Origin of the sequence: Undibacterium umbellatum (genome assembly GCF_014284125.1) — a bacterium.
Taxonomy (GTDB): domain Bacteria; phylum Pseudomonadota; class Gammaproteobacteria; order Burkholderiales; family Burkholderiaceae_D; genus Undibacterium; species Undibacterium umbellatum.
Genome location: NZ_JACOFX010000032.1, coordinates 1 through 26,369 on the forward strand (window position 1 = coordinate 1; position 26,369 = coordinate 26,369).

A 26,369-nucleotide genomic window follows, 5' to 3' on the forward strand; every position below is an offset into this window, starting at 1 on the left:
TTCAAAAAATAGCCCAAAACAGTGAGCCAGCCATCAGGGCCAGCCTGTATATTGATTTGCGCCGCGTGTCTGATGCTTTGGGTGTCGCTGTCATTGACGCTGACCACCTGCCTATTCCCAAGCCCTTACCCGTCGAGCCTGCGCCAGCCAGACCCAGGCAACACCTCTGCATAGCGCAATTATGGGACACTATTGCCGAGCTGGATGGTCTGGGCATCACTACTAACCACAGCCGCAGCGTTGGCCGCATCGCCCTCAACCTGCCAGAAGTCGTCCAGCTTGCCACCAAGCACAAAATCCCCTGCCCCCATATGCCAACAGTGCGTCGGCACATCGAAACCTGCAAAGAACCCGCCTTCCTCAAAATGGCAGCTGTCAATAGTGTTTTGCTGAACAAGTCAGTTAAGTGCTATGTGTTTCAAGCGCAAGAACCTCAATTGCAAAACTAAATATAAGTCAGCTTGGGTGGGGAACGACACAAAATGTGCCAGTTCTAGCTTGAATAGCTGAAGACTATATAAGTTATGATAAGGTAAAGATTATTTTTATAAAGACAAAATTATGTTCGAAAAAATCTGGTCAACTAATTTAAGCACTTACAGCGTCGAAGGGAGAACTGAAGACCCTGAAATTCGTCTTGCGAAACTTAACTTATTTGTTGGCGCAAATAATTCCGGGAAGAGCAGGTTACTGCGCTTGTTGTTCACTTCAAATCGCAACGACATTAAATATTCAGAGAGAATTTTACGGGAAGGAATGACAGATCTAATTAATAAGTGGTTTCCTACATATTCACAGGACGCTACGGTAGCTCCTAACGTAATAACAGGCAGGGAATTGGATGACCTTAAGGCCGGCAAAATTTTTTTTGGACAAGATTATGCTGCCCAAGCTAATCGAATAAGCGATTTATTCCATATCTGTGAGCGAGGCGAGTTGAGAACCGCATCGCCAATCTTCAATTCTTTGCAAAAAAAAATTGAAGATTTGGTCAATAGCGGACATGCTTTCTCATTACCAGACGATATCTCAGAGAAATTATCCATACCAAAAAGAACATACCTTCCAATACTGCGAGGATTGCGACCAGTCAACATGTCCGCAGAAAATGATCCCTATTTGGAAAGAACAAATAAAGATTATTTTTTAGATACCAAAGGGACATTAGTTTATGAGCTAACATCGCAAGATGTCTACACTGGGGCAAGCCTATATAAACTTCTGTCAACACACTTGCTTGGAAAACCAGAACAACGTGAGCGGATTCGGCGTTACGAAAATCTATTGGGGAAGTTTTTTTTTGGTGGCCAGCAAGTAACGTTAATCCCAGAGTACGAAAAAGATACCATTGCGGTACAAATAGGTGGCTTTGAACAACGACCAATTTTTGATCTAGGTGATGGTCTACAGCAAATTATTGTCGTAACTTCAGTCGTATTTTTACAAGATACACCTCAAATGTTCTTTATAGAAGAACCTGAACAATGTCTACATCCAGGTCTTCTTCGCACGTTAGCACTTTTTTTTCTAAGAGAGACGGAGCATCAGTATTTCATCACAACCCATTCAAATCATCTTTTGGATTTAACCGAGACGAACGATAGCGTCACAGTACATCAGGTAAAAAAACATGTTCTGCCAGACGGTTCAAGCGAACGATTTGTGATCAGAGATGCTGCCAATGACCGGGAAGTATTAAATGAGTTAGGCGTGCATCCATCATCAGTATATTTAGCGAATAGCACAATTTGGGTCGAGGGGATTACAGACAGATTCTATTTGGGCGCCTTTATGCAGAGATACCTCCATCAAATGGACGACGGAGCTCTTAAAATCCGCTATTCTGGCTTCATGGAGAATTTTCACTATACGTTCGTTGAATATCAAGGCGGCACGCTAGGTCATTGGGTATTCGATGACGCCGATATATCAAGTGCTGACGATGCCGGATTAAGTGCCATAAAACTATGTGCTGAAGCAATCTTGATTTGTGATGGCGATATAAGAACTAAAGGGCAAGGTGAATTTAACCGTGCAGTGGTTCTTGAACGTCAACTTGGAGAACGGCTTATAGTGTTAGCAGAAAAGGAATTGGAGAATATTCTTCCACATGAAATAATCATCCGTACCGCTCTAGATGTATTTTCCAATCGCAGAATCGATAAATCGTCGTATGACGAATCAAAGCTAAATAGCATTCCGGCTGGCTATTTTTTGGATCCAAATGAAGGGATTGGTTATTTGTTAGATAAAGGCCTGGATGAAAATCTGCCAGGAAAAGGATCAGCCGAGGGCACTATTCGGGTCTTTGCAGACACAAGTGGAACGATACGAGAAAAGGTGGAATTTTGCAGAAAGGCTGTTCATATAATGAACACAACTGACTGGGAATTGAACGATCCAATTAAAACTTTATGTGAAAAAATATTTGCTCACATTGATCGCGCAAATCCAATCTAAGAATAGATATCTTCTCCCTCGCGCACGCGTAAACGCCACTGAGTTACTAAGCCCCATAGCAACCCCTCCCCGCGTGACTGGCTAGCCCGGTCACGTCACCATAGACGGCATGGAATTCACCCTTGCCGACCTCTCCCGCCGCCTGCAAAATCTCGTCCGCTTTGGCACCATTGCCGAAGTGAAGCACGGTCGCGTACCACAAGTGCGCCTGCAAATTGGCGATATCAAAACCGGCTTTTTGCCAATGGCAACGGCGCGGGCTGGCAAAACAAAGACGTGGAACCCGCCCACCGTGGGCGAGCAATGCGTTTTACTTTCGCCCTCCGGTGAATTTGCGGGCGGCGTGGTCTTGCCTGGCATTGCCAGCAACCACAACCCCGCACCAGACACCAACCCAGACAACACCCGCACCCAATACCCAGACGGCGCGACGGCTGATTACAACCACGCAGAGCATCACTACATCATCACTTTGCCAGCAGAGGGCAAGTTTAGTTTTGTCGTCGGCAATACCACGCTGGAACTGCGCAACGATGGCGTGACCTTGCGCACGCCTAAGTTTGAGGGCGTCAAATCATGAGCTATGGCATAGCCGTTAAAACCCTGGACCGCGCTGGCGGCCCGCATCGAGCTGGTGGGCAAGATTTCTTTGCTGTCGATGGTGCGCCTGTTGTACTGCTGGGTGATCGCATCGTCCCGCATGGCCCGGTACCGCACGCTAACCCGGTGATGGTAGAGGGTTCCTCCTGGATGACATTGAACGGCATACCCGCATGCCGCGCCGGGCATCACGCCAGTTGCACCCACCCCAGTACCGGCCGTAGCTGGTTCTTAATTCCAGACTGAGACGCTGATATGGCAGGCATGAATTTAATTACTGGTGAACGTCTGGCAGGCCTGGCGCATTTACGCCAAAGCATTGCCGATATCCTGACCACCCCCATAGGCACCCGCGTCATGCGCCGCGACTATGGTAGCCGCTTGTTTGAACTGATCGACCAGCCAGACAACGGCAGCACACAAGTGCGCCTGTATGCCGCCACGGCTGAAGCCTTGTTGAAGTGGGAACCCCGCATCAAGCTAACGCAAGTAAAGCTGTACCGCACAGACCAGCCCGGTAAGGTCATCATTGATCTAAAAGGCCAATTGGTACGCGCCTCCAAGGCGTTTAGCCTGTCTTTGCCTGTCACGGTGAAAGCATGAGCATGATTGATCTTAAATCGCTGCCACCGCCCGCAGTCGTTGAAGAACTGGACTTTGAAGCCCTAGTCACCGCCCACAAGCAAGACTTGCTGCAACGCCAGCCAAGCGCCGCCAATGTGCTGGCCTTGCCATCTGAACCGCTGGTCAAGCAGGTAGAAGCCTTTGCCTATCGTGAAATGCTCTTGCGTGGCCGCGTTAACGATGCCGCCCGCGCCAACCTGCTGGCCTTTGCCACCGGAACAGACCTGGACCATAAAGGCGCATTCTATGGCCTTGCCCGCTTGCCAGGCGAAGCAGACGACCGTTACCGCTTGCGTATCCAACTGCGCATTGCCGCCCTGGCTGGCAATGGCACGGCAGAGCAATACCGCCTGCTTGCACTATCTGCCAGCCAGAACGTGCGCGACGCCAATGTCACCAGCTCAACGCCCGGAAGCATTGCCGTGGTGCTGTGGCTGATCGATGCTAGCCAGGCACAAGCCACCAGCGCCGCCGTGCTGGCCGCCATGAACGCACCCAACGCCCGCCCGCTGGGTGTGCCTGTCAGCGTGGCCGTGGCGCGCCCTGTGGCCTTGAATGTCTCTGCAACACTGTGGCGCGAAGCCAGCGCCCCGGCTGATATCGTCACGCAAATTAAAACACGCATTATGGCTGCTATTGCCAGCTTTGCCAGCCTGGGCCGCAGCGTGCCACTGTCCTGGGTAACCGCACAATTGCAACAGCCCGGCATTGCCCGCGTCGAATTCCCCGCCCTTGGCCAACCCGCTGGCAATACTGTGCTGGCCGCAGATGAATACGCCGTCGCTGGCGCCATCAAACTGACAGATGGCGGTGTGGCATGACCGCATTTTCAACGGATTTGGCTTTGCTACTGCCACCCAACGCCAGCGAGCTGGAACGCAACCTGGTACGCATCGCCCCGCGTGCGGATCTGGACACGGCTGCAGATGCACCGGCAAACATTGCCAGCACCATGCCTGCCGCCTTCCAGCCCTGGCTTGCCGCTGAATGGAGCCTGGCGCAATTCTCGCTGCACTTCGCCAGCAATACCGAGCTGATCGCCGCTGGCTTACCCTGGCTGCTGGAACGCGGTAGCGCCGCCAGTGTGGTGCGTGCCTTGTCCTGGCTGGCTTACGACCAGGTAACGATAGAAGAAGATGAATTCTTAATCCACATCGACCCAGGCACCACAGCGGCCGCGCTGGATCTGGCACGTATACGCCAGGTGGTGAACGCATCAATACCAGCTCACAGCCGTTTTTATCGCCTGTATCACGGTCTTGACCTGCGCGCTGGCCGCTTTGACGCCACCAGCTTTGATCAGTGTTTGTTTGATGATGACTCTGGTATCTGGTCCGGTGACCCGGCTACTGATGGCGTCAAGCTGTCCTTTGGTGAAACGCACACCGGCATAGTCAATACGCCGCCAGCCCTGCAACCGATAGCCGCGCACCGCCCACGGCAGTTAAACACCATCGTTGACGATGCCCTGATGCAGCTTGATAGCTGGGTACTCGATAGCGAGATCCGCTTAAACAGCGTTGTCAGCATCAGCGACTTATCCAGCGGTGTGGTCAATCAGCCAGCCTTGCTGCCTGTGTTGGGCAATCACCACGCCAGCTATTGCGCCGTTCTGATGGCGCGCGCCATGCCTGCACCTATCACAGCTATTGCACCAGGCACCGCCACCAGCGTCACCAGCCCGGCATTGCCTGTATATGGCTGGGCTGACCAATGGGCCAGCGGCTGGGCCGTCTGCTACCCCTTAATTTCAAATCCATAGAAAGGCACTGACATGGCAGTCCTGCAAGACCAAGGCCGCACCGAGCTGGCCGAACTGATTAAAAACCGCCCGCTGCATCTGGCCTGGGGCCGTGGCCTGGCCGCATGGGATGCCGCGCCCACATCTGAAACCATCACCGCCACCGCCCTGGTGGACGAGATAGGCCGCCGCGTGGCAAGCCAAAAGCAATTCGTGGTACCAGAGACAGACCCCAACGCACCCAACACTATTAGGGTGCCAGGCGGTGACCTGTACCGCATCGTCAATACGCCATCACGCTGGGTATTAGTCGAGTTTGTCTTTGATTATGGCGACGGTGCTGGGCAGGACATACGCGAGTTGGGCCTGTTTGTCGGCACCGAAGTAACCGCAGGCCTGCCAGCCGGGCAACGTTATTTCACACCGGCGCAAATCACCGCACCTGGCCGCCTGTACATGCTGGACCACATCCCGCGCTTGATTCGCTCAGGCGCAACTGAGCAAGTCTATCGCTACGTGTTGCCTTTCTAAGCAGGATATCTATGGATCAAAATATCAATCTCCCCGGCTACCTGAACCGGCATAACCCAGCCAAGCAGTTTGACACGGTGCTGTACCGTTCTGACAAGGTCATCCAGTCTGACGAACTGAACGAAACACAAAGCCTGCTGCAGGCCCGTATTAAAGGCGTGGCTGATGTCATGATGGCTGACGGTACCCTGGTGCGCGATGCCCGCATCGTTGTCAATGCCAACACCGGCGCAACTACCTGCGAATCCGGCGCGCTGTATGTGGACGGCGCGGTGCGCGGTGTAGCACCGGCTACCCTGCAAATTGCTATAGTCGGTATCGTCATCGTCGGCGTGTACCTGCAACCGCACATCGTCACCGAGCTGGAAGACCCAACCCTACGTAACCGCGCCCAGAATACCCGTGGCTTTGATAAAGCCGGTGCAGGCCGCCTGCAAAAGCTGCTTACATGGGGCTTTGCCGGTGACGGCCAGCCTGGTGATTTCTACCCTGTCTATACAGTCGAAGATGGCACTGTCCGCAGCAAAGAACCACCGCCCCAGCTCGATGGCGTCACGCAAGCCCTGGCCCGCTATGACCGTGACTCATCTGGCGGTGATTACGTTGTGAACGGTTTGAACGTTTCCGCTGCAGACAACCTGCCTAGCGGTGAACAGGTCTATACAGTCAGCGAAGGTCGCGCCCGCGTGTTTGGTTTCGCAGTTGAACTGCCCACAAGTCGACGCCTTGTATATGCTGCCACGCCAGATTTTAGGTACATAGAAAACGAGCCGCACCAATCCACCGGCACCGCCGCCCAGCGCGTGAACTTTGACCGCAGCCCGGCCGCCAACGTCACCCACGTGACCATCACCGCACAAAAAACCATAGACGTAGCGCACGGCGGCTTTACCGGCGCACAAGACCCGCTTGAGGATGGATCTGTACTGGCCGTGCTGTCTGTGAAGCAAGGCGCAACCACATACGTTAAGGATGTTGACTGGAAATTCACCGCCCAGCAGATGGACTGGTCACTACCAGGCGCAGAGCCAGCACCCGGCACCACCTACAAAGTGACTTATCAATACCTTGCCACGGTGCCAGCAACGGCGTTTGATGCGGACGGCTTTACTGTCACCGGCGCGGTGGCTGGTACGCCTATCCTGGTGAGTTATAACCGTATGCTGCCCCGTATAGACCGTCTGTGCATGGATAGCGCAGGCGCATTGGTTTGGCTGCCTGGTGTGGCTGCAGACCGCAACCCAAGGCCGCCAAGTGTTCCGGCCAATCTGCTGCAACTTGCCAGCGTGCAGCAGAACTGGCGCACCGGCACACGCACAGTCATCAATGACAGCGTTCGCGTGGTTCCTATGGATACATTGGCCGCGTATGCCAGGCGCATGGATTTAGTGATAGAGATGATGGCGCAGCAACGTCTTGAATCCAGTACGCAATTGCGGGATGCCACTGCAAAGCGCGGCTTGTTTGTGGACCCCTTCATGTCTGATTCTGTACGTGACCAGGGCTTGACGCAGACCGGCGCAATTTTTGGTGGTGAGCTGACCTTGCCCGTAGCGGTAGAGCCGCATTTGCTGTCTGTCGATATGGCTGCACCTTTAACGCTGTCATACACCACCATCACGCTGCTGGAACAGGCTTTGCGCACCGGCAGCATGCGTATCAACCCTTATGACGCTTTCGACCCGCTGCCCTCTGATGTAATCCTGAACCCGGCTATAGACCGCTGGACAGATTTAAGCACTACCTGGTTAAGCCCGGTTACTCAAAACATCACAGAAAACCAGGCCAGAACCGTGCAACGCTCATCAGTGCAGGCTGATGGCGAAACCTATGAGCGCATCAATGTACTGACAAACGAAATCAGCTACAGCAGCAAGCCGGCTGAATTCATTAGGCAAATCAGTGTCGGTTTTACGATTAAAGGCTTTGAGGCAGGCGAAACCATACAAACCTTGCGCTTTGATGGCATAGCAGTGATACCCACTAATCTGGCTACACCAACACCCGGCAGCATCACCGGCGCATTTATGATCCCGGCCAAAGTACCAGCAGGCAGCAAGCGCGTGGAATTTGTGGGTACACATGGCAGCTACGGCGTGGCTATCTATAGCGGCATAGGTCTGGAAGCGCAGGACGTGCGCCAGCTGGTCACTGTGCATACATCAGGTTGGGTAAGCTTCTTTAAGGTAGATCCACTGGCCCAGACATTCACGCTGGCCGCTGACCGCCAAATTGCCGGGCTTGACTTGTGGTTCACGGCCAAGGGCAATTCTATGCTGGCCGTGCAGATACGTGAAACCCGTATGGGCATCCCTGACCAAAAAGTTATTGTGCAAGCACGCCTGGCAGCATCTACCGTCAACACCAACGGCCAGGCAACCCGCATTAATTTCGATTACCCGGTCACACTGAGCGGTGGTGTGGACTATGCACTGGTGATTTTGTGTGACGATGCCACCACGGCCGCTGCCATTGCCGAGCTGGGCAAGTATGACGAGCATAAGGGCCAATGGGTAACCAGCCAGCCGTACACCGTGGGCGTGCTGCTGTCATCGAGCAACGCCACTACCTGGACACCACACCAGGACCGTGACCTGGCCTTCAGGCTGGTAGCGGCAGAATACACGGCCACCACCCGCACCATAGAGCTGGGCAATACCAATCTGAATAACGTCACAGACTTGATGCTGCTAGGCCTGGTAGAAGCGCCCAGCGCGCAGACTCGTGTTGAATATCAAATCACCTTACCCGGTGGCAGCGTCCTGAATCTGGATGACGGCCAGCCGGTGCGCCTGGCTGCGCCAACATCAGGACAATTCAGCGTCCGGGCCAAGCTCACCGGCACGGCCAGCCTGTCACCAGTGCTGCATCCGGGCGTCACGCTGCTGGCTGGCACGGTCGCCAACCAGGGCAGCTATATCAGCCCGCTGGTGCCTGCAGGCCAAAACGTGCGCGCCCGTATCGTCATTGACAGCAACTTGCCTGCAGGCGCTGCCCTGGGCGTGAGTGTTGCGCCAGAGGCAGGCGGCGCGCCGGTCTACACGCCTGCAGCCTTTGTATCAAGCCGGGACATTGCTACCGACTGGCATGAGCTGACCTATGAATTGAACGGCGTCAATGCCGACCGCTTGCGGGCCAAGCTGGAAATGACAGGCAATACAGCAGCCCGGCCACGTCACCGCAATTTGCGCGTGATTGTTATCTGAGGATTGCCATGCAAGATCAAAAGACACCTAACCGACAATACAACTTGCCCCACATCCAAAACCCCGGCGCGCAGGAAGTTGACCGGCTGCGAGACACCATCACGGCCATAGATGCAGACATCAACACCCTGGCCGTAGGTTTGGGTACCAAGGCTGACAAAACCACGACCGCCAACCTGCAAACGCAGATTGATGAGCTTTCTATTCTTATTTATGCAGGCCTGATATGAGTACAACCAACTTAACGGATTTCCGCGACCAGTATATTGCCCGCGCCAAGGCGCTGCTGCAGGCGACTGACATTGCCAACGCAGACAGCAAGACATTAATCCTGACAGGCGCAGTCTTTGGCAGTCTGGACAAAGTCATTAACGCGCCATTGATAGGCCGCGACACCCTGGCCCTGTTCGATGCCATGACAAGCGCAGAGATAGACACCTGGCTGGCCGATGCTGCCCACCGTAGCGCCTGGCAACGTCTTTGCACAGATGAAGCCCGCACCATACAAGTGGCCCTGCAGGACGACTTGCTACGGCCCAAGCTGATGGGCAGCACTTTGGCATGGACAGATATTCTTGCATCCAGCGTCATGCAAACATGGATACAAGGTAAAGCCGTCTACCTGGTGCCCTATATCGCTGCAATACCTGGTTGCCTGACATTGACAGCATCCAGCCGCAGCACGATGGACAAGTTTGCATCTGTTCAAGCTGCTATGACATTGATCTATGCAAGCACCAACTGGTTAAACGCGATTGCAGCCAATACACCAGCACAAGACGCCATTGGGGCCAGCCTGATTGCATTGCGCGAAATGGCTAAATCAAGCGCGGCCATGAATGCGCTATACACCAAACTGACCAGCATCATGGTGTTTCTGTTTGCTGATGCCGCTGCCTCGGTGGATGCCTGGAACTTTGTATCGAGCGAAATTGCCGCAGGTCGCACGACGCTGGCAAGCACTTTCTTTGGTGATGCCGGTGTGCGTGCTGCCTTGCACGGCAATACAGGCATCACAACGGCTTTGACCACCACGGCCAGCGCCCTGTATCAATGGCTGTTCACTAACAAAATGACGGTCTTCCAGCGCACCTATGCGGCCAGCACGGCACAAAGCGGCGCGGCCATAGGCGGCAAGATATTGATGCTGGCGATGTCTGGCGCGTATAGCGCCGCTGGCCCGTCTTACTTCTATCTGACCGGCACCAGCAGCCAGTCATTGCAGGCCGCCAACGGGGCGGGCTATATCACCCTGACCACCGCACACAAAGCCGTAGGCAGCCAAACCGGCCCGCTTTATTTCACTGACGCCAGCACCGGCAGCTATTACATGACGCTGGGCTATCTGGTTATTTAAGGATTATCGCCATGACACAATTAATCATCGACGCGGCCAATCAAATCACCGGCTGCACACAAGACGACCAGCAGGCCGCCTGGGATGGCGTGCGCCTGGTACCAGCGCCGGAAGGCTTTAACCCTGCCTTGCTGGCCCATTACAGCGCCAAGGTAGCCAAGGGCAAGACCACTATCACCCTGAACATGGATACGGCACTTGCAGCCGTCAAAGCTGCCCGCTGCAGCCAAATCAAAGAAGAAGCGGCCAGGTTGATTGCCGCCACAGACTGGAAGCTGCAACGCGCCCAGGAGCGTGACGCGGCTGGCTGGGGCAATCTGGCCGAGATTGACCAGGTGCTTACCGAGCGTGAAGCAATACGCCGCAGCAGCAATGCCGCAGAGCTGGTCGCCAACGCCCTGACCGATATCAACGCAGTACAGGCCTTCACCTGGTCGGTAGATGTCCCGGTACCAGCCCCCAACCGCCTGACACGCGGGCAATTCCTAGACCGCTTCACCAAGGAAGAAACCGCCGCCATTCTGGCCGCTGCTGATGCCAACGCCAGTTTAAAAGCCTGGGTAATGCGATTAGAAAACTCAGACTGGATCAAACCAGCAGAAGCCACACCCGGCTTGCAAGCCTTGGAAATCGCCGGGCTGATCCAGCCAGGCCGTGCAGTAGAAATTTTGTCTTAACCCTCCCCACCACCACAGGAGTAAAACCTATGCCCGTAACAAGCTATCACCACGGCGTGCGCGTCATCGAAATCAACGAAGGCACCCGCCCTATACGCACCGTTTCTACTGCAGTCATCGGCCTGGTTGCCACGGCTGACGATGCAGATGTAACGGTGTTCCCCTTAAACGTGCCGGTGCTGATTACCAATGTACAAGCCGCCATTGCCAAGGCAGGCCGCACCGGCACGCTGGCTAAAGCTTTGAACGCCATCAGCCTGCAAACCAACCCGGTCACCATCGTGGTACGCGTGGATGCTGACGAAGACGAAGCCATCCAGACCGCCAATGTGGTCGGCACGGTGACAGCCAGCGGCCAATATACGGGCGTTAAAGCCTTGCTGGCAGCCCAAACGAAGTTTGGTATCAAGCCGCGCATCCTGGGCGCGCCTGGCCTCGATACGCAAGCCGTGACCACTGAGCTGGCCGCCGTCGCCCAAAAGCTGCGCGCCTTTGTGTATGCCAGCGCATGGGGCGCACAAACGAAAGAGGCGGCAATTGCCTACCGCCAGCACTTCGGCCAGCGTGAAGTGATGATCATCTGGCCTGACTTTGTGCACTTTGACACGGTCAGCAAGGCCAATGCTTCTATACCTGCCGTTGCCTACGCCCTGGGCCTGCGTGCCAAAATCGACAATGACACAGGCTGGCATAAATCCCTGTCCAATGTCGTGGTGAACGGCCCGACCGGCATAGCACGCGACGTGTTCTGGGATCTGCAAAGCAGTGCCACAGATGCCGGTGTGTTAAACGCTGCAGGCGTCACCACCCTGATTAACAAAACTGGCTACCGCTTCTGGGGTTCGCGCACAGCCGAGGAAGCGGAGTTCTTTTTCTTTGAGAACTACACCCGCACCGCGCAAGTGCTGGCTGACACCATCGCAGAGGTGCATTTCACCTATGTAGATAAGCCCATGCACCCGTCTTTAGTGCGTGACCTGATTGAATCCATTGACGCCAAATTCCGCGCCCTCAAAACGGCCGGGCTGATTATTGATGGCAAAGCCTGGTTCAACCCTGCCGCCAACAGCAAGGACAGTCTCAAAATCGGCTCTCTGACGATTGACTACGACTACACGCCAGTGCCACCAGTAGAAGACCTGGTACTGCAACAGCGCATCACAGACCGTTACCTGGCTGACTTTGCCAAGCAAATCACCACCTAAACCAGTAAACCGCCCGTCAACATGACGGGCATATCCCCAACAACCTGGAGCAAACCATGGGATTACCTAGCAAGCTTAAAGATTTCAACCTGTTCAATGACGGCCTGTCCTATCTGGGCCTGGTGCCTGAACTGACACTGCCCAAACTCAGCCGCAAGATGGAAGACTACATCGCAGGCGGCATGTCTGGCCCTATCGAGATCGACTACCACAATGAAAAAATCGAACTCGACTGGACCGCTGGCGGCCTGCTGTATGACGCCTTGCTGCAATACGGTGCCGTTACACACAACGCCGTGCAATTGCGCTTTGCCGGTGCTTACCAGAATGACGATACCGCCCAGGTGGATGCCGTAGAAATCGTCGTCCGTGGCCGCCATAAGGAAATCGAAATGGGCAGCGCCAAGATGGCCGACAAGGGCGAACACAAGTACAAGACCACTTGCAGCTACTACAAACTGATGATTAACGGCGAAGACATCATCGAGCTGGACTTCATCAACGGCGTGGAAATCGTCGGTGGCATAGACCGCCGCGCCGAGCTGCGCGCCGCCATTGGCATGTAACACCAACACAATTTAACCAGCATCACACCCAACCATTTAGAAAGTAAAAACCATGACTACCCCAACTACAGACAACACAAAATCCAAAACCATCACCCTGGACGAACCCATCAAGCGCGGTGAAATCATCATCGACAAAATCACCCTGCGTAAGCCCAGCTCTGGCGAACTGCGCGGTGTGTCCTTGATCGACCTGGGCAATATGAACGTGGTCGCCCTGCAGCAAGTCTTGCCGCGTATTACTGCCCCCATCCTGACCGCGCAAGATGTTGCCAGCCTGGACCCGGCTGACTTGATGGATATAGGCATGGAAGTAGCAGGTTTTTTGGTCAAGAAAGCGGACCGCATGGTCTTCCAGAAAGAATAGAAGACGCCATGGCAGATCTGGCGATTGTGTTTCACTGGCCGCCGTCTGCCATGGATGAGTTGACTGTTTTGGATTTAATGGACTGGCGCGAACGCGCCAGAGTGAGAAACTCAGCGGAGTAATTATGTCAGCACGTGACCTGAAGCTGCAGGTAATTTTTAACATGATAGAGCGCGTCACCGCGCCCTTGAAGCGCATCATGGCCCAGTCGTCGGCCAGCGGCAAAGCCCTCAAAGCCTTGCGCGACCGCCTCAAGGAAATGGACGCGCAACAGAAAAACATTACCGGCTTCAGGCGCATGTCTGCCAGCTTGCGCGAAACATCCGGGCGGCTGGGTGCTGCCCAGCAAAAGGTCAAAGCCCTGGCCGAGCAAATGCGCAACACCCAACACCCCACCCGCGCCATGACGCGGGAGTTTGAACGCGCCACCAGGGCGGCCAGGCTGATCAAAGAACAGCTACAGCGTGAAAGCCAGCAATTACAGGTATTGCGCAGCAGCCTGCATGCAGCAGGCATCAGCACCCAGCAACTGAGCGCCCATGAACGCACTTTGCGCAATAACATGGCCGCCACCTCTGCGCAAATCGTCGCCCAGCAACAGCACTTAGCCACTTTGTCACGACGACATGAGCAAGTAGCCGCTGCCCGCCAGCGCATGGACAGAACCCGCACGACGGCGGGCAATATGACTGGCAATGGCCTGGGTATGACCGTTGCAGGTGGCACCATGGGTATCCCAGTCATTAAAAGCATAGACCAGGCAGCGCAATTTCAACAGCAAACCTCTCGTCTGCGTGCTCTGGGCATTGGTGAACACATGGTGCAAGAAGGTGTGCAGTTTGCCAAAGGTATGAACATCATGGGCAGCAGCACATTAGACAATTTAAAACTGCTGACAGAGGCGCAGTCTATCTTGCGCGACTTTCACCACGCCCAGGAAATCACCCCCATGCTGGCTAAAATGAAGTTCGGTATCGAGGGTGTGATGCAAAAGAAAGGCGCTGGTGAAGGCCACGGCGAGGCCGCAGAGCAAATGTTTATGGACTTGATCAAAGTGGCAGAACTGCGCGGCGCATTAAAGGACATGGACACCTTCAAACGCGTGCTGGATTTTTCCACTAAGGCTTATGTTGCCTCTGGTGGACTGGTCAAGCCTGAAGAATTGCTGAACATGATTAAAACGGGTGGCGTGGCCGCCAAACAATTATCTGACGAAAGCTTCTTTTTTGGGATGCTGCACAGCGTACAAGAGATGGGCGGCTTTCGTACAGGTACGGGCTTGATGAGTGCGTACAACAACTGGGCAGCAGGCCGCACCACGCAACAAACTGCAGAAGAACTGATGAAGGCAGGCTTGATCAAGCCAGAATCAATCAAATACGGCACAACCGGGCATATCACCAAGCTGATGCCCGATGCATTACGCGCATCAGAAAAGTACACCGCTGACCCTTTCCAGTATTTGATGGAAGATGTCATACCCAAAATTAAAAAACCTGGCATGACAGATAACCAGGTCATGCAAAAAATTGCCACCATGTTCTCAAAGAGTACGGCGGCCAATTTGTATAGCTCCTGGTACTTGGAGCGCAACAATATTGAGAAGCACCGCAAAGCAGCCAAAGGCGCATTCGGTGTCGAGCCTTTGTATCAAGAGTCTGGACAGGTTGTTAATGGTAAATATGCTGATTTAATTGCACGTCGCAATACTTTGGAGCAGCAACTTGGCGAGCATATATTGCCCATCGTGAACCGTGGCCTTGAAATGCTCACCTCGGCCATTCAATCATTGACAGCATTTTTTAACCGGCACGAGACGGCAGCAAAGGTACTTACTATTACGTTTGCTGGCCTGGCCGTTGGCTTACTCGTCATGGGTACGCTAACCATTGCCCTTGCCACCATCATAGGCCCGCTGGCCTTACTGCGTTTTGGATTTGCCATACTGGGCATTAGATGCGCGTTTATGACTGGCACACTGGCAAGGCTGGGCGCGGCCTTTGCCAGAATCGGCCCCTTCTTTGCCCGGATGGGCGTCTGGCTGCGCGGCCTTGGCCCTGTCTTGCGTGCTGTGGGCAGTGGCTTTATGTGGTTAATGCGCTTACTTGGAGTGGTGCTACGCTTCTTTCTGCTTAACCCCATAGGCCTGGCGATTACCGCTATTGCTGCAGCGGCTTACCTGATCTATCGCAACTGGGCGCAGGTGAGTGCCTTCTTTAGCGGGCTATGGGCATCCATCAAAACCAGCTTTAACAGCGGCATCGCTGCACTGAGCGCGTTTATAGAAGGCTGGCACCCGGTAGAGAAATTCCGCAGCATGATGGCGGCTGTGTATGGCTACTTCACCATTGACCTGCCCGCCAAGTTTAGCGAGTTTGGCAGCAACATGATGCAAGGCTTGGTAAACGGCATCACCAGCGCCGCTGGCACCGTGCGCGACACCATCAGCAACATGGCGGATAACGTTGTGTCCTGGTTTAAAGAAAAGCTGGGCATTCATTCGCCCAGCGTGGTCTTTGCGGAGCTGGGGCAATTCACCATGCAAGGCTTGTCGATAGGCATAGAAAAGGCCCAGGCGCTGCCGCTGGACAAGCTTAACGGCGTTACAAAGCAAATGACGGCCATAGGCGCGGGCATGGCCTTTAGCGCGGCAATTAACCCGGCATTTGCACAACTGCCACCAGTGCCATTCAACCCACAGCAAGCCGCCCTGGTGCAGTTTGCGGCGCAAAGGCAAGAACCGCCACACCTGGCCGAGCCTATCAAGTTTGACCGACGCCCACCCGTACAGAACCAAGGCAGCAACGCGGCAAGCGCAGGCAATCACCCGGCACCGGCCGCAAGCAATATCCAGATTGTGATTAACCCGCCTGCAGGGGCAGACCCGCAAGCCATTGCCAAAGCCGTAGCGGCCGAGCTGGACAGGCGCGAACGGCAACAGAGCCAGCAGCGTCGGTCTGCCATGCATGACTATGATGAATCGTAGGAAGGACGACGCACCATGATGATGAGTTTAGGTCAGTTTGTATTCAGCCTGTCCACGGCTGCGTATCAGGAATTCCAGCAACAAATCGAATGGAAGCACCCCAACACCAGCCGCGTGGGCGAGCGTGACGCGCACCAGTTTTTAGGCCCAGGTGACAACACCATCACCTTGTCCGGCTGGATGGCCCCAGCCTTTGCCGGTGACCCGGCGTCTTTGGATGACCTGGAAGAAATGGGCGATGCTGGGGACGCCTATGTGCTGGTGGAAGGCACCGGGCGCATATACGGGCAATTCCTGATCACCAACTTGACCAAGGGCAAAAACACCTTTCTGGATGATGGTATGCCGCAGAGAATAGATTTTTCTATCAGCTTAAAGCGTGTTGACCTGGGCGATCAGGTTGACCCGCACACCGGCGGCCCGGATCTGGGTGATGACGTTATTGAATGGGAAGAGGTAGATTTAGAATGAGCCACAACAAACCGGCCTTTGCCATCACCCTGGACGGCCAGGACATTACCAGCAAAATCTACCCGCGCCTGGTCAGTCTGACATTGACCGAGGCCAGAGAAAACGCCGTTGATGAACTCAACATCACCATAGACGACAGTGACGGCCGCGTGGCGATACCGCGCAAAGGCGTCAAGATCACCTTGCAGCTAGGCTGGCATAGGGCGAACAACGGCGCGGACATGGTCGACAAAGGCACTTTCGTGGTGGATGAAGTAGAACACGAAGGCGCGCCAGACATGCTGGTCCTGCGCGCCCGCAGTGCAGAGATGGCAAAGCCAGTACGCACCCGCAAAGACCGCAGCTTTGATCAAAAGACCGTGGCCGATATCGTGGTCCAGATTGCCAAAGACAACGGCCTGGCACCCAAGGTAAGCCAAAGCCTGCAAGGCAAAATCATAGACCACATAGACCAGACCAATGAGTCAGACGCAAATTTTTTAAACCGGCTGGGCAAACGCTTTGATGCGGTGGCCACCGTCAAAAAAGACGCCCTTTTGTTCTTACCCATTGATGAAGGCAGTAACAGCAAAGGCGAAAGCCTGCCCACCATCACACTGGAGCGACGCGACGGCGACAAACACCGCTACCACACCGCCAGCCGCGACGCTTACAGCGGCGTGCGCGCCCAATGGCACGACCCCAACGACGCGAAAGAAAAAAGTGAATTGATAGGCGAAGACGACAATCCTAAACGCCTGCGGCACACCTACCCCAATCAAGAGGCGGCAGAGCAAGCAGCAAAGGCGGAAATGAACCGGGTAAAGCGTGGCAAAGCCATCTTGCAATTTACCCTTGCCCTGGGCAGGCCTGACATTACCCCCATGATGGGCGTGCGTATCCCCAGCTTAAAAGCGCCTATTGGGGATACAGACTGGATCATTATCAAAACCACGCACAGTGTCACGGCGCAGGGGTTTACTACGCAATTGGAGATGGAGACGAGAAGTACAGCAAACAGTTCGAGTACAGCCGATGGAACAGAGTATTGATGATATTCTAGAGGCTTATGAGTAATCATTCGTGCGATCGTTTAGTTCTAGACGAGCCACGATCTACAAATATACGATTGAATTGCAACTGCTATTTCTTTGAAATTGCCCTTCAGAAATGTAGAAAAATTCTATAGGCCTCTTATGGATGACCAATATAAAAAATACTCAGCTATAGCTTTTATTGACAGCAATGTCATATTGGAGTGCAAGCCTTTGGCCAATTTGCCCTGGCATGAAATTTTGACCAATGGATCTATATTAATTCTAGTTGTCCCTCAAGTATTGTCAGAGGTTGACAAAAAAAAGCAAGACAATCGAGTCGGGAAAAGAGCTCGCGCATTTAATCAACTTCTTGCACAAACTCTTGAAACCGAAGCGCCAATAGAAATAGTAAAAGGTGATTTATGTGTGGACATTTACGTCGCATCTATCAAAAAATTTGACTGGACAACTTATAACGACCTAAATCAGTCAGAAGGTGATGACAGGATTGTTGCTCAAATCATCAATTCAGGGGATATAGATTTCAATAAAGTGGTCGCAGTAAGTCAAGACATCAATTTCTTATTTTCATGCAAAAACCATGGAATACAAGCGAGGCGCATCTCTGACAAATGGCTCCCAGAATTGGGGCCTACTCCGCAAGAGATTGAAGTGGAAAAATTGAAACGTGAATTAAGAGAAATTAAAAAAACTGAGCCTGAGTTCGAAATTAAATGTGTTTTCCCACAAACTCCAATTGAGATTTTTAAGATTAAGAACCTCGATGAAGTATCCGCACAGCAAACTATCAGCCATATTCTCGAATGCAACCCAAAACCGCAACAATCTATGAGCGATAGACTCTTCTCTCCATTACATCAATATGATTCAAGTTTTGACCGCGTTTACGAAGAATACGCTTCAAAAGAAGTTTCGCAGTTCGTTAGAAGTCACCATCTAAGATTAGAGACATATTTTAATCAGATACCATTCACGATCTCGGTAAAGAATATCGGCGCTATACCAGCGAATAATATTGAGATAGTTATAAAAATTATCGATGGCTGGGTAAATGAGAAAGTACTCTACATGTCTGGATTCCCAACAGCACCTCGTCCTAAAAATAAACTCCATGATTTATACCGGCCTCCAATAATACATACTCCAACATCAAAACCCATACTCGAAAGAGATGAATTCAGAATAAATATAGGTAGATGTGATGAATCACTTATCGCACAGTGTGAAGACTTTAGACATGGTAAGGAGTGGATATTTAAAGGGTTCTGCTGGTTAAGCCCGCATAAAGATACAGACACGAAAATACTAGTCAATATTACAGCGTCAAATATGCATGGATCTAAAAATGAGGTTATCTCCATCAGTAAAAAAATACTTGAAAAGGAAATAATTGATTTTATTGAACCAGGAATGGGTGAAATAAGAACTAATTGCCACGTCGAAGAATTTATAGAAGAAGCGATTAGAAGCCAACGCTACCGCGACCTCGATTTAATTCGGGGCACAGAACAAACTGCTCAATTGAAATAGGACATGGGGAAATTTGATGCAAGAAGTGCGTGTAGATCGTGGGGCGATTAGCAATCACGTAATCGCCCGCTCGGTTGACTACCAGGCTCCAGCCAAACTTAATTTTGACAGCGTTACCTTATTCAATTCACCGAATTGATTTGAAACATTAATAAAATCAGGCATTTTCCTTGGGGGTTTCTTATGCCAGTCTGCGCATATTTTCACCAGATCCGAGTTCCCTTGAAGTTGCGAGAAATTCTTCAAGATTAGGTTTGTTAGACTAGGAGAGGGCCAATGAAAATATGCTCCAGCGACATTAAGATCGCCAAGTACCTTTACTGTTTTAGAATTCTCTTTTTGAAACATCTTTGGCTGAATGATCTCATTTGCTCGTATTCGGTCAACCATCGAATTAAAAAGTGGGGCAGTAAAGTCAATAATCCAATCATCAAGTTCAATCCAACAATGGAAATTCTCATCCGACGAAGCAAATATCCCTGATTCGACTGTACCCAGAACTAACGACTGATTGCTCTTAATTCTCAAATTGTATCCCGCTACTCCAGCAATAGGCATAGCACTCTTAAAACCATAATCGCGGTCTAATATATATGCACCTGCGATAGAAAAAAAGACACATGCTTTTGAAATATCGGCACCTTCTGACAATAGAACTGCATGAATTACTCTAAAAATTCGCTCATACTCTGGCAATGTTAGTGGAAACTTGGGTCGTGTTTTCATAAACTATTTCAAAAAAATCTAGTGTCCTTAAGAAAACCAATAAAGCAAAAATAGCTGCTGGCAATAGTTGAGTTAGAAGTAACTACACTCAAAACTTCATGACTACAGCAACTCCAAGTGCCAGAACCGCATAAAATCCAGTAAGAACTCGGAGCATCCGACCATTGCGGCGTCTTATCTCATTCATTTCACTGCATGCTAGAACTATCGGTGCAATGTTGAATTCGACATCTTCTTCGTCACGACCTTTGATAGCATAAAAAATATCCGGGGTATTTTGAATAAAAAGATAATTGATTTTTTCAATTTGCATAGTAGAAGCAAGACCGACCCAAGCAAAATTAAGGCGCGACTCTCGCTCATCTACATCACGACGGATGTCTGGAACTGGCATACTTGACACAACATTTAACTGACGTTTACGTCCACCAAATACGGCCAAAATAGGATCAGATGTAAATCTTTTCTGGACGCGGTCAACTGACTGAGAACATGAAGCAATTAAATCTATACCTGCATTTTCCGTTCTAATCATTACTCTGTCACGACCACCAAACGGGCCAGTCAGGACAAAATCGATAGGTGAATTTTTAATTATTACTGCCAGAGCCCGATCACTCATGAGGAATTCCTCCTGAAATTACGCATTCTTTAAGATATTTAGTAAAGCGTGCTATATCCGCAGGTTCTTCGTTTGAATGGTGCTGCATAGTGATATTGTTACTTTTAAGTCCCTGTTTCCAGTATCCAAGTTCTCTTTCACAAAATTGATCGAGTATTTTTATATCGGACTTCTCTGCAAGTTTCCACAAATCTTTCTTATTTACAAGCAATTGAATTGATTTTTTACTAGGCAGTTCCTTTTGATCAAAGAAATGACGGACCTGTTTAAGAAACTCAGCATGCTGATCCAGGCGTTCTTGTAGTACGCCCGCTTCGTCACTAGACGTGTTATGGTCAATAACAATACACAAGTGATCACATTTGGCAACCAAGTCGAACTGCTGCGCGTATCTTTCACCACCACCATCAAGAAGTGCAATAAAAGTGGGAGGGGCAGTTTGTAGAGCGAGTATTTGCGCTGTCACCGTTTGTGTCCTTGCCTGATCCGATATTACGTGAGCTAAGCAATTTCTTAGTGTTGTCTTGCCAGACATAGATACACCAACTATCGCTAAGATACTTGGTGTAGGGTGAATATTAGAAAGATCTCGTAGATCAACCATCTTCCCGACAATATCTTCGATCTGCCGGAGGGGCGCCGGAAAAGATCGATAGCCTGCTGAAATTACTGCTACTACTGCTATAACTGCCCCCCCACTTGCCAAAAATGTAGCGTATGTGCCTGACATCAAGGACCAAGTGCCAACAGCGAAAAGTGCAGAGGCAGCTGTTACAACTCCAGATACCGTATTAAATTCCTCTATCATCTTCTTGGGCCACGTGCCCCAAGACCTCTTATTTACCATTTGAGTCTCCTTGGTGGGAATATTCAACGAGCGAGTTAAAGTTTGCCTTTTGAAAGCAAAACCCAATAAGATGGGGCATCGCTAGGTGCATCCATGCATTGCCGAATGATTCCATCTGCCATTCTTACTGTGCTTCCAATTGAGTGAATTTTTCCGTCATAGTGGCAGCTCTGTTCAACTGGCCTGTCGATAGTTAATCTCTCTTGACTTGCTTTTGCAGGTGATGCGACCATTAAGAAAACAGCTTCTGTAATCATCATCAACACCATCAAGCCAAACAGCACATGCAATTTGAAATTTGTTTTTTTAAGTAGTACGCTGTTTGCTTGGCAGTTTTTGCATGGGACTTCTTGAATCAGCGTTGTTTGCTGATCGTCTGGCATATCCTGTTCTAAATTCTCATCTTCAAATTCAGCCAACTTTGTTTCTATATACTCGCAAGCTTCGTTGAATTTGTTGCGCGGGAAGTTATCCATTTTGTCCGCACCGAATTTATTGAGCAGTTCCCGGTAAATCTTTAATGCGCTCAGGCCAGATACGGAAGAAAGTTTTTTTACTTTCTTGGTGATTTCATTGCGCTGTAACCAGGTGAGATTTTTTTCTTCATCACCGCCCATGTTTAAATTCACAACATTGTTGAGTGATGTACCAACGTTTGAATCACCCATGACGAGCTGACCTACATCACCCTTAATTTCATTTTTTTCTGTCATATTTTTTCATACACCTGCTGTAACCACTACTGCATCAGCAAAACCATCTATTTGACTTTATTTTTTTTGGTTCCGACCGAAAAAGATTGTGACTCCAGAGTCAGGTTTCCTTCAATCACCTGGCCAATGCTGCCATGGATAATATTTTTTGCTTTGGGTTCTGCCGGAGCCATTCCGGCAATCAGTGCCAGCACACCTGCTTTCCCACGTTGATCTAGTTTCCTAAAGCCTGACAAAAGATCGCTTTCAATCGCGTCCAAACTGGCTGCAACTCTTGATCCTTTCAGTAAATACATAACGTCCACACCAAGTTCTGATATCAAGGTGAGGTACTCTGCGTTTGGCAGCCTGTCATCTTGCTCGTAATTTACTTGCGCGCCCTTCAGCACACCGCCGACCGCAGCAAATTCGGTTTGATTCATTCCAACCCGTTTGCGCTCTTCTTTTAGCCTTGCCCCAAATGTACTCATATTCACTCAAAATAAATTGACAAGTACGATTTATCGTACTATTATCACGTTACTCCTAACGTAACACAATGATACATTATGTCAGTTGACAATCCACCATCTTTCCGTCGCGCCGCCCAAATAAAAGGGGCAATCCGCACCCCTATTAGTCTTTCAAAAGAGGAATACGACCAGGCAGCAGCACATGCTCTGGTCGAGCAACGTTCTGTTGCTTCCTTCCTGCGCGTCACCTATTTGCTGGGACTCAAAGAGTACCTTCGCCAGCTCAACGCTAAATAAGCCACATTCAGGGACTACACCATGTACGCAGACAAAAAACGCTTGAAGGACAATAAATTGACCTTGCGGTTTGATGACTATGAATTTGAATTGATCATCGCCATGGCCGCTTACCAGGGTGAACAGCCATCTGCCTATTTGCGGGAGTTGGTATTGCGTGAGGCTGAAGCCCAATTGCCGCAAATATCTGTCATTAAATCTTAGCGGCAATTTAGCTCAATTGACAGATGCTAACTTGCCACTTTTAAGCCCCAAAAAACCTATGCCTTTGAAACAAGCCGACTTCACTGACGATGAAATACAAAAACTTGAAGCCGTGCGCTTGCAATGGGGCCTTGCTGATCTGAACGAGACAGCAGAATTTTTGGCTAGAAGGGCTTTACGCCTGGGCATGATGAAATTGACGGGCCGTAGCCGTGCAATGAATTTAGTTTCACCAGAAGATTTTGAAAGGACAACGGAATGCGAGTAATCGGTATGCCATGCCCCCACTGCTCAAACCCGGTTCGCGCTATCAAGAGCCGCACTTTGTCACCGATGTTTAAAGAAATTACCTACCGCTGCAATAACGTGGATTGCGGCCATGTGTTTATCGCCGGTCTGGAAGTGCTGCGCACGGTGTCGCTGTCTGCTGTACCTAACTATGACGTGAAGATACCTATATCAAGACACGTCAGGGCGTCTGCCTTGAATCAGTTGTCATTAAACCTGACTGCTGCCTGACGCCGATCTAGCCGCACTCATTTAATCATTTTTTTAGTTGCCAACATGCCTGCTTTCAGGCGTGAGGGACTTTTTTTGCCCAAATTTTTGGAGGTGAACATGCGTTTGACATTTGCATCCCGTTTTGTCCTTGCCAGGGCCATACGCAAGGAGCTGAAGGCTTTGAACAACGGCCCGCAGATTTGCCGCCTGTATAGCCAGGCGCTGATAGGCGAAATGATCCACGACTTAGGCGGCATGGCTGGGGAGTGGTGATCATGAAACAGCCTGGTGATGATTTTACCCGCGACATTTTTAACAAGCCTGGCCGTGGCCGCCCACGCAAGCCAAATGCCAAGAGTGCAGCCCAACGCGCCAAGGAATACCGCGACCGTCTGCGGGAACAGAAATTCAACTTTTTAAGGGGGCAGCGTCATGAAATTGCCTGATGAAGTGTATGTGGCGCTGCTGGGCGCCATCAGGCTGGGGATTGTGGAGAACGAACGTTTGCGCGGCGTTGCCGAACGTCTGGAAGACATCGAGGCAGAGCAAGAGTATTCGCGCAATGTGCGCTTGCTGGAAGAAGGCCGCCAGTTGTTGATTAACGAGCAGCACAAATTTTCGTGACGTCACAAAAATCATGTCTATTCCAGCAACCACAGACGACGAATTGCGCAAGGTACATGCTGCCTTGCGCATCACGATCCCTTTTGAGCAGTTGCCGCCATTGATGCGCCACAGCCTTGCCATGGTGGCGCACTGCTGGCGCGGCCGTGTGCCAGCGCATTTATTTGGCAGGCCTGTAGCCAAGCAAAAAGACCAGGCACAGCCCGGCAAACAGCCAGTAAACGACTTTAAACGCCGTGCAAGCGGTGATTTTGATTGAATGAAATGAATACTACATCCAACACCTTAAACCTGCCTGAGCGCGACCGCCAGCCCATCATCAAGATGATGACGATGCTGTATCCCAGCGAGTTGTACGCTTTAAGAGATTACCTTGACAGCGCGTCAAAGGAACTTGATTCAAGCAAGCCCGACCATGAAGAAATCTGGGGCGGCTTGTGCATGCTGAAGCACAGCATCAAGCACGCAATCATTGATATTGAATCAGCGAACAGCAAGGCGGGCGCGTAATGGATGAATCGCTCCGTCACGAAATCTTGCAGCGCCTGGCTGAATTCAAGTTCAAGCCAGAACAAAACGGCATGCTGCGCGGGGGCATTTGCCCGGCCTGCCAGAAAAAAGAGCTGTACATCAATGCTGAACATCCCTGGGTGATTCGCTGCGGCCGTCTGAATAATTGCGGTGAAACCAAGCATGTCAAAGAGCTGTACCCGGATCTGTTTGATAACTGGTCTGAGCGTTACAAGCCCACACCAGAAAAGCCAAACCCGAACGCGGCGGCAGATGCGTATATGCAGCATGGCCGGGGCTTTGCGCTGGCGAAGGTTCAGGGGATGTATACGCAAGAGTATTACTTTGACCAGGAATTGAAGATAGGCAGCGCCACGGTGCGCTTTCCTTTTGGGAATGGCTATTGGGAAAGGATCATTGACCAGCCGTACCGCTTTGGCAAAAAGAAGGCGCATTTCAAGTACGGTTCCAAGTATTACGGCCTGTGGTGGAAGCCTGACCCGGTTGTGATTCAGGATAAAGCGGAAATATGGATCGTTGAAGGCGTTTTCGATGCGCTGGCGCTGATGCACCATGACATACCTGCGGTTGCCCTGGGAAGTTGCAATAACTACCCAGAGGAGGCTTTGCGCAACCTGTCCGCCTCGCGTGGGAACATGGATTGCAGACTGGTATGGGCGCTGGACGGCGACAATGCCGGGCGCAGCTATACCAAGAAGCATGTAGACAAAGCCAGGGCTGCAGGCTGGGAGTGTGCGGCGGCACAGATACCGCAGGATGGCAAGAATAAGCTGGATTGGAATGACGCCCACCAGCGTGATGCACTGTCTGAAAATGATATCGAGGAATACCGTTATCACGGTGACTTGCTGCTGGCGAAATCCCCGGAGGAAAAAGCTTTGCTGCGCTACAAGCATGACGGCGGCCAGACTGAGTTTTATTTTGATTTTGGTAACCGGCTGTTTTGGTTCCGTCTGGATCTGGAACGCTATAACAAGGCCAGGGAGCAGCAGGACAACAGCGAGGATTCAAAAACCTTGTCTGAGTATGCCTTGCGCGACCAGGCGCTGGTGACATCGAGCACGGTCTATGAAATTGCCAACTGTTTGCCGAAGGCTTTGTATTTTCAAGAAAACCTGATCACGAATGAGAGCTGGTATTACTTCCGGGTGTCATTCCCGCATGATGGCAAGCCGGTGAAGAACACGTTTACTGCATCTCAAATTGCCTGCTCTGCGGAGTTTAATAAGCGTTTGCTGGGTATGGCTGGGGGCGCTATGTATAACGGCAGCAGCAACCAGTTAAAGCGGATTCTTGCGGATCAGCTTTACAACATTAAGCGTGTGGATACCATCGATTACATAGGCTACAGCCTTGAGCATGGCTGTTATGTGCTGGGTGATGTGGCGATGAAAGACGGCGTATTGAATGAGGTGAACAGCGAGGATTTTTTTGATATCGGCAAGCTGTCGATCAAGTCTTTGAATAAGTCTGTCAATCTGACCATTAACCGCG

The 26,369-nt window shown here is 51.3% G+C and carries 35 protein-coding genes; 30 read left to right on the forward strand and 5 right to left on the reverse strand.

Going from position 1 to position 26,369, the window contains the following annotated elements; translation table 11 throughout:
* From H8L47_RS27830 to H8L47_RS27925, 20 genes are all read left to right on the forward strand, one after another.
* Window positions 1-449, forward strand: a 449-nt coding sequence (locus H8L47_RS27830) for a hypothetical protein (RefSeq protein ID WP_186957088.1), incomplete at its 5' end; no start/stop codon positions are given.
* Between the two features lie 112 nt (window positions 450-561).
* Complete coding sequence (locus H8L47_RS27835) at window positions 562-2,460, forward strand: AAA family ATPase (protein WP_186957089.1); 1,899 nt, start codon at window positions 562-564, stop codon at window positions 2,458-2,460.
* Between the two features lie 109 nt (window positions 2,461-2,569).
* A complete protein-coding gene (locus tag H8L47_RS27840) occupies window positions 2,570-3,040 on the forward strand; it encodes a phage baseplate assembly protein V (protein WP_186957090.1) in 471 nt (156 codons plus the stop codon).
* A complete protein-coding gene (locus H8L47_RS27845) occupies window positions 3,037-3,306 on the forward strand; it encodes a PAAR domain-containing protein (protein WP_186957091.1) in 270 nt (89 codons plus the stop codon). Before H8L47_RS27840 ends, H8L47_RS27845 begins: the two co-directional genes overlap by 4 nt.
* An 18-nt stretch (window positions 3,307-3,324) precedes the next feature.
* Entirely contained in the window at window positions 3,325-3,663 is a 339-nt protein-coding gene (locus H8L47_RS27850; RefSeq protein ID WP_222616712.1) for a GPW/gp25 family protein, read from the forward strand.
* A gap of 2 nt (window positions 3,664-3,665) precedes the next feature.
* Window positions 3,666-4,505 carry a baseplate assembly protein gene (locus tag H8L47_RS27855; protein ID WP_186957093.1) on the forward strand — a complete coding sequence of 280 codons (840 nt, stop codon included), beginning with the start codon at window positions 3,666-3,668 and terminating at the stop codon, window positions 4,503-4,505.
* Window positions 4,502-5,446, forward strand: coding sequence for a phage tail protein (locus tag H8L47_RS27860; protein ID WP_186957094.1), 945 nt, complete (start codon window positions 4,502-4,504; stop codon window positions 5,444-5,446). Before H8L47_RS27855 ends, H8L47_RS27860 begins: the two co-directional genes overlap by 4 nt.
* 12 nt (window positions 5,447-5,458) lie before the next feature.
* Window positions 5,459-5,956: a hypothetical protein gene (locus H8L47_RS27865; RefSeq protein WP_186957095.1), complete on the forward strand. Its 498-nt coding sequence runs from the start codon at window positions 5,459-5,461 to the stop codon at window positions 5,954-5,956.
* Window positions 5,957-5,967: 11 nt separating this feature from the next.
* Complete coding sequence (locus H8L47_RS27870; RefSeq protein WP_186957096.1) at window positions 5,968-9,162, forward strand: DUF4815 domain-containing protein; 3,195 nt, start codon at window positions 5,968-5,970, stop codon at window positions 9,160-9,162.
* 8 nt (window positions 9,163-9,170) lie between these two features.
* Window positions 9,171-9,392, forward strand: a complete 222-nt coding sequence (locus tag H8L47_RS27875) for a hypothetical protein (RefSeq protein ID WP_186957097.1) — start codon at window positions 9,171-9,173, stop codon at window positions 9,390-9,392.
* Window positions 9,389-10,519, forward strand: coding sequence for a hypothetical protein (locus H8L47_RS27880; protein ID WP_186957098.1), 1,131 nt, complete (start codon window positions 9,389-9,391; stop codon window positions 10,517-10,519). Before H8L47_RS27875 ends, H8L47_RS27880 begins: the two co-directional genes overlap by 4 nt.
* Window positions 10,520-10,530: 11 nt before the next feature.
* Window positions 10,531-11,196, forward strand: a complete 666-nt coding sequence (locus H8L47_RS27885) for a hypothetical protein (RefSeq protein ID WP_186957099.1) — start codon at window positions 10,531-10,533, stop codon at window positions 11,194-11,196.
* 29 nt (window positions 11,197-11,225) lie between these two features.
* The gene (locus H8L47_RS27890) at window positions 11,226-12,401 is read left to right on the forward strand and encodes a phage tail sheath protein (RefSeq protein ID WP_186957100.1); all 1,176 of its coding nucleotides are present in this window, start codon (window positions 11,226-11,228) and stop codon (window positions 12,399-12,401) included.
* A gap of 56 nt (window positions 12,402-12,457) precedes the next feature.
* Window positions 12,458-12,967, forward strand: a complete 510-nt coding sequence (locus H8L47_RS27895; RefSeq protein WP_186957101.1) for a phage major tail tube protein — start codon at window positions 12,458-12,460, stop codon at window positions 12,965-12,967.
* 52 nt (window positions 12,968-13,019) lie between these two features.
* Window positions 13,020-13,334 (forward strand): phage tail assembly protein, encoded by a 315-nt coding sequence (locus H8L47_RS27900; RefSeq protein ID WP_186957102.1) that lies wholly within the window; start codon window positions 13,020-13,022, stop codon window positions 13,332-13,334.
* Between the two features lie 8 nt (window positions 13,335-13,342).
* Complete coding sequence (locus H8L47_RS27905) at window positions 13,343-13,456, forward strand: GpE family phage tail protein (protein ID WP_186957103.1); 114 nt, start codon at window positions 13,343-13,345, stop codon at window positions 13,454-13,456.
* A 2-nt stretch (window positions 13,457-13,458) separates the two neighbouring features.
* Complete coding sequence (locus tag H8L47_RS27910; protein WP_186957104.1) at window positions 13,459-16,320, forward strand: hypothetical protein; 2,862 nt, start codon at window positions 13,459-13,461, stop codon at window positions 16,318-16,320.
* 15 nt (window positions 16,321-16,335) lie between these two features.
* A complete protein-coding gene (locus H8L47_RS27915) occupies window positions 16,336-16,791 on the forward strand; it encodes a phage tail protein (protein WP_186957105.1) in 456 nt (151 codons plus the stop codon).
* Window positions 16,788-17,822: a contractile injection system protein, VgrG/Pvc8 family gene (locus H8L47_RS27920; protein WP_230413944.1), complete on the forward strand. Its 1,035-nt coding sequence runs from the start codon at window positions 16,788-16,790 to the stop codon at window positions 17,820-17,822. Before H8L47_RS27915 ends, H8L47_RS27920 begins: the two co-directional genes overlap by 4 nt.
* Window positions 17,823-17,966: 144 nt before the next feature.
* A complete protein-coding gene (locus H8L47_RS27925; RefSeq protein ID WP_186957107.1) occupies window positions 17,967-19,358 on the forward strand; it encodes a PIN domain-containing protein in 1,392 nt (463 codons plus the stop codon).
* Window positions 19,359-19,436: 78 nt separating this feature from the next.
* Here H8L47_RS27925 and H8L47_RS27930 read toward each other — a convergent pair whose 3' ends face one another.
* The 5 genes from H8L47_RS27930 to H8L47_RS27950 form a co-directional block, all read right to left on the reverse strand.
* Window positions 19,437-20,084: a DUF2026 family protein gene (locus H8L47_RS27930; RefSeq protein WP_186957108.1), complete on the reverse strand. Its 648-nt coding sequence runs from the start codon at window positions 20,082-20,084 to the stop codon at window positions 19,437-19,439.
* An 88-nt stretch (window positions 20,085-20,172) separates the two neighbouring features.
* The gene (locus H8L47_RS27935; protein ID WP_186957109.1) at window positions 20,173-20,706 is read right to left on the reverse strand and encodes a hypothetical protein; all 534 of its coding nucleotides are present in this window, start codon (window positions 20,704-20,706) and stop codon (window positions 20,173-20,175) included.
* Window positions 20,699-21,553, reverse strand: a complete 855-nt coding sequence (locus H8L47_RS27940) for a GTPase domain-containing protein (protein ID WP_222616713.1) — start codon at window positions 21,551-21,553, stop codon at window positions 20,699-20,701. Before H8L47_RS27940 ends, H8L47_RS27935 begins: the two co-directional genes overlap by 8 nt.
* Window positions 21,554-21,588: 35 nt before the next feature.
* Complete coding sequence (locus tag H8L47_RS27945; protein ID WP_186957111.1) at window positions 21,589-22,266, reverse strand: hypothetical protein; 678 nt, start codon at window positions 22,264-22,266, stop codon at window positions 21,589-21,591.
* A gap of 47 nt (window positions 22,267-22,313) precedes the next feature.
* Window positions 22,314-22,736 carry a helix-turn-helix domain-containing protein gene (locus H8L47_RS27950; RefSeq protein ID WP_186957112.1) on the reverse strand — a complete coding sequence of 141 codons (423 nt, stop codon included), beginning with the start codon at window positions 22,734-22,736 and terminating at the stop codon, window positions 22,314-22,316.
* Between the two features lie 78 nt (window positions 22,737-22,814).
* Here H8L47_RS27950 and H8L47_RS27955 point away from each other — a divergent pair, with 78 nt between their 5' ends.
* The 10 genes from H8L47_RS27955 to H8L47_RS28000 form a co-directional block, all read left to right on the forward strand.
* On the forward strand, window positions 22,815-23,015 hold the full coding sequence (locus tag H8L47_RS27955) for a hypothetical protein (RefSeq protein ID WP_186957122.1): 201 nt from the start codon (window positions 22,815-22,817) through the stop codon (window positions 23,013-23,015).
* Window positions 23,016-23,036: 21 nt separating this feature from the next.
* Window positions 23,037-23,219, forward strand: coding sequence for a hypothetical protein (locus H8L47_RS27960; protein ID WP_186957113.1), 183 nt, complete (start codon window positions 23,037-23,039; stop codon window positions 23,217-23,219).
* A gap of 16 nt (window positions 23,220-23,235) precedes the next feature.
* A complete protein-coding gene (locus H8L47_RS27965) occupies window positions 23,236-23,487 on the forward strand; it encodes an EAP30/Vps36 family vacuolar-sorting protein (RefSeq protein ID WP_222616714.1) in 252 nt (83 codons plus the stop codon).
* A gap of 5 nt (window positions 23,488-23,492) precedes the next feature.
* Entirely contained in the window at window positions 23,493-23,738 is a 246-nt protein-coding gene (locus H8L47_RS27970; protein WP_268978102.1) for an ogr/Delta-like zinc finger family protein, read from the forward strand.
* A 99-nt stretch (window positions 23,739-23,837) separates the two neighbouring features.
* Window positions 23,838-23,993, forward strand: a complete 156-nt coding sequence (locus tag H8L47_RS27975) for a hypothetical protein (RefSeq protein WP_186957116.1) — start codon at window positions 23,838-23,840, stop codon at window positions 23,991-23,993.
* A 2-nt stretch (window positions 23,994-23,995) separates the two neighbouring features.
* Complete coding sequence (locus tag H8L47_RS27980; protein ID WP_186957117.1) at window positions 23,996-24,166, forward strand: hypothetical protein; 171 nt, start codon at window positions 23,996-23,998, stop codon at window positions 24,164-24,166.
* Window positions 24,153-24,344, forward strand: coding sequence for a hypothetical protein (locus H8L47_RS27985; protein ID WP_186957118.1), 192 nt, complete (start codon window positions 24,153-24,155; stop codon window positions 24,342-24,344). Before H8L47_RS27980 ends, H8L47_RS27985 begins: the two co-directional genes overlap by 14 nt.
* A 13-nt stretch (window positions 24,345-24,357) precedes the next feature.
* Window positions 24,358-24,603: a hypothetical protein gene (locus H8L47_RS27990; protein WP_186957119.1), complete on the forward strand. Its 246-nt coding sequence runs from the start codon at window positions 24,358-24,360 to the stop codon at window positions 24,601-24,603.
* A gap of 5 nt (window positions 24,604-24,608) precedes the next feature.
* Entirely contained in the window at window positions 24,609-24,854 is a 246-nt protein-coding gene (locus tag H8L47_RS27995; protein WP_186957120.1) for a hypothetical protein, read from the forward strand.
* A partial coding sequence (locus tag H8L47_RS28000) for a toprim domain-containing protein (RefSeq protein ID WP_186957121.1) occupies window positions 24,854-26,369 on the forward strand: 1,516 nt, incomplete at its 3' end. The genes H8L47_RS27995 and H8L47_RS28000, both read left to right, overlap by 1 nt.